General features: G+C 74.7%; 1 protein-coding gene. It reads left to right on the top strand.

Annotated elements, in window-relative coordinates:
- Nucleotides 1–112: 112 nt before the first annotated feature.
- The coding region (locus AN218_RS29670; protein ID WP_070020158.1) for a GNAT family N-acetyltransferase at nt 113–1,231 on the top strand (1,119 nt) is incomplete at its 3' end.

Genomic DNA, 1,231 nt, shown 5'->3' with positions numbered 1-1,231 from the left:
CCGGCACGGACACCGGCACCGGCACCGGCACCGGCACGGACGACGCCGGTCCGGAGAACGCCGGTCCGGACGCGCGCGAGACCGCCGAGACGTCCGGGACGGAGCGGGCGCGATGACCACCGCATCCCTGTGCCGCGACCCCGCGCGGTTCGGCGCGCTGGCCCGCGAGTGGGACGAGCTGCGCCGCCGGGGCGCGAGCGCGACGACCTTCCAGTCCCACGCCTGGCTGGACTCGTGGTGGCGGTCGTACGGGACGCCGGGACGGCTGCGCGTCGTCCTCGTCCGCGAGCGCGGACGGCTCGTGGCCGCCGCACCGCTGATGCTCCGTCACCGGCCGCTGCCCACGCTGGCGGCGCTCGGCGGCGGCATCACCGACTACTGCGACGTGCTGCTGGACGACGAGTGCCCGGGAGCGCCCGCCGCCCTGGCCGAGGCGATGCGCCGTGCGTCGCGCGGAGCGGTGATCGATCTGCGCGAAGTGCGTCCCGGTGCCGCGGCGGAGCGGGTCTACGACGTGTGGCACGGTGCCCGCCGGAGGCTGCCGGACTCGGTCTGCCTCGAACTGCCCGGTGTCTCCATGGACGTTCTGCTGGAGCGGCTGCCCTCGGCGAGCGCCAAGCGCACCCGGCAGAAGCTGCGCAAGATCGACAAGATGGGGATCAAGGAGCACGAGGTGCTGCCCTCGGAGGCGGCGGGGGCCGTGGGCACCCTGCTCCGTCTGCACGCGATGCAGTGGGAGGGCCGCGGCGTGACGCCCGAGCATCTGCGGCCGCGCTTCCGCGCACATCTGGAACGTACGGTCGAGCACCTCGTGGAGAGCGGTGACGCGCTGCTCACCGAGTACCGGGTCGACGACGAGCCGCTGGCCTCCGACATCCTCCTCAGCAGCGGCGGCCTGGTCTGCGGCTATCTCTACGGTGCGCATCCGCGGCTGCGCGCACAGCGTGTGGACATCACCACGATGCTGCTGCGGCACGCCGCCGCACACGCGGACGTCACGGGAGGCGGCACGCTCAGCCTGCTGCGCGGTGCGGAGCCCCACAAGCGCCGGTGGCAGGCCGAATCCGCTGTCAATCAGCGGCTGTTGATGGCCCGTCGGGAGGCGGCGCCCGCGCTGGCGCTGCGCTCCGCGCAGATCGCGGGCCGTGCGCTGGCCGCCCGCGCGGTGCGCCGGAGCGGCGCCGGGGAACTGCTGCGGCGCTTCCTGCCGGGCGTCGCGACGGGCGTCAAC

The organism is Streptomyces nanshensis (assembly GCF_001751255.1).
Taxonomy (GTDB): Bacteria; Actinomycetota; Actinomycetes; order Streptomycetales; family Streptomycetaceae; genus Streptomyces; species Streptomyces nanshensis_A.
This window is presented reverse-complemented; position numbering and strand designations above follow the sequence as displayed.